At 71.0% G+C, this 2,340-nt stretch carries 3 protein-coding genes; 2 read left to right on the forward strand and 1 reads right to left on the reverse strand.

The window, feature by feature from the left end:
• Positions 1-1,374: serine protease HtrA (gene htrA / locus AC2VOR_RS20905; RefSeq protein WP_486964446.1), on the forward strand; the 1,374-nt coding region annotated here is incomplete at its 5' end.
• Complete coding sequence (gene tatB / locus AC2VOR_RS20910) at positions 1,375-1,767, forward strand: Sec-independent protein translocase protein TatB (RefSeq protein WP_369737553.1); 393 nt, start codon at positions 1,375-1,377, stop codon at positions 1,765-1,767.
• A 22-nt stretch (positions 1,768-1,789) separates the two neighbouring features.
• Here tatB and AC2VOR_RS20915 read toward each other — a convergent pair.
• On the reverse strand, positions 1,790-2,340 hold a 551-nt coding region (locus AC2VOR_RS20915), incomplete at its 5' end, for a P-loop NTPase (RefSeq protein WP_486964447.1).

The following is a 2,340-nucleotide window of genomic DNA, read 5'->3' on the forward strand; positions in this document are numbered from 1 at the left end:
GAGCGCGTGCGACCGGCGAAGTACCGCGAACAAGGCGAATTCAGGCCTGACGACCAACCGGCCGACCCCGTGCTGCAGGAGGCGTTCAGCCGCCCGGTGGGGATTACCGAATCGCTGCAACGGCACCCGATCGATGCCGGCGCGCTGGACGGCGAACGCAACGGCGCCGGGCCGGACGACCCCGACGACCCGTGGCGCGACCCCGGTGCCGGGGCCGCGCTGGGAACCCCGGCGGTGGCCCCGGCCCCCCCGCAGACCGTGCCGGGCTACCGCGGCAAGTTGGGCGTGCGCGACGTCCTGTTCGGCGGCCGGGTGTCCTACCGCGCGCTGGCCGTCCTGGCGATGATCGCGCTGCTGATCGGCGTGATCGGCGGGGTGATCGGTCGCAAGACGGCGGAGGTCGTCGAGGCGTTCACCACCTCGCGGGTCACTCTGGCCACCGACAACAACCCGCAGGGACCGGCCGGCCGGTTCGCCAAGGTGGCGGCTGCGACCGCCGACTCGGTGGTGACCATCGAGTCCAAGAGCGACCAGGAGGGGCTGCAGGGCTCCGGAGTCATCATCGACGGCCGCGGCTACATCCTGACCAACAACCACGTCATCTCCGAGGCGGCCAACAACCCCAGCCAGTTCAAGACCACCGTAGTGTTCAACGACGGCAAGGAAGTGCCCGCCAACCTCGTGGGGCGCGATCCCAAGACCGACCTGGCCGTCCTCAAGGTCGACAACGTCGACAACCTGACGGTGGCGCGCCTCGGCGACTCCGCCAAGGTGCGCGTCGGCGACGAGGTGCTCGCCGCCGGTGCCCCGCTGGGGCTGCGCAGCACCGTGACCCAAGGCATCGTCAGCGCGCTGCACCGCCCCGTCCCGCTGTCGGGGGAGGGCTCGGACACCGACACCGTCATCGACGCCATCCAGACGGACGCCTCGATCAACCACGGCAACTCCGGCGGCCCGCTGATCAACATGGATTCGCAGGTGATCGGCATCAACACCGCCGGGAAGTCGTTGTCGGACAGCGCCAGCGGGTTGGGCTTCGCCATCCCGATCAACGAGGCCAGGCAGGTCGCCGAAACCCTGATCAAAGACGGAAAGATCGTGCACCCGACGCTGGGTATCAGCACCCGGTCGGTGAGCAACGCGATCGCGTCCGGCGCCCAGGTCGCCAACGTGAAGGCGGGCAGCCCGGCGCAGAAGGCGGGGATCCTGGAAAACGACGTCATCGTCAAGATCGGCAACCGCACCGTGGCCGACTCCGACGAGTTCGTGGTCGCCGTGCGGCAGCTGACCATCGGCCAGGACGCGCCGGTGGAGGTGGTGCGCGACGGCCGGCACGTCACGCTGACGGTCAAGCCCGAACCCGATACCAGCTAGATGTTCGCCAACGTCGGCTGGGGGGAGATGCTCGTCCTCGTGGTGGTCGGGCTGGTGGTCCTCGGCCCGGAGCGGCTTCCGGGAGCCATCCGCTGGAGCGCGACCGCGCTGCGGCAGGCACGTGACTACCTTTCCGGTGTGACCAGCCAGCTGCGCGAGGATATCGGTCCCGAGTTCGACGACCTGCGCGGCCCGATCAGCGAGCTGCAGAAGCTGCGGGGCATGTCACCGCGCGCGGCGTTGACCAAGCACCTCTTCGACGGCGACGACTCCCTCTTCACCGGCAACTTCGACGGGCCGGTCAGGCCGATCAACGGGTCACCGCCGCCGGCGGCGGGCCGTGCGGCCGAGCAGCACGACGGCCCCGCGCCGTTCGACGCCGACGCCACCTGAGCCGTCTGGTCGCGCGAAGGGACTATCGCCGGGTCGGGTCCAGCCCCAGCGAAACACCCGCCAGGCCGCGCCGCCGCGAGGACAGGACGTCGGCGACGCCACGCAGTTGCGCGCTCACCGGCGAGTCGGGCGCGCTCAGCACGATCGGGGTGCCCGCGTCCCCGGCGGCCACCAGCGCGGGGTCCAGCGGGATCTTGCCCAGCAGCGGCACGTCGGCACCGACCGCGCGGGACAACCGCTCGGCGACCTGCTGGCCGCCGCCCTCGCCGAACACCTGCACCGTCGACCCGTCCGGCAGGATCAGCCCCGACATGTTCTCCACGACCCCCACGACGCGCTGGCGGGTCTGCAGGGCGATGCTGCCGGCTCGTTCGGCGACCTCGGCCGCGGCCAGCTGCGGGGTGGTCACCACCAGGATTTCTGCGTTGGGGATGAGCTGCGCCACCGAGATGGCGATGTCGCCGGTGCCGGGCGGCAGGTCGAGCAGCAGCACGTCCAGGTCGCCCCAGTACACGTCGGCCAGGAACTGCTGCAGCGCCCGGTGCAGCATCGGCCCGCGCCACACCACCGGCG

It is taken from the genome of Mycobacterium sp. TH-M103, assembly GCF_057473785.1.

Bases quoted from the DNA above. Each gene is read 5' to 3' on its own strand.
- tatB (WP_369737553.1), top strand. From the start codon at position 1,375: ATGTTCGCCAACGTCGGCTGGGGGGAGATGCTCGTCCTCGTGGTGGTC.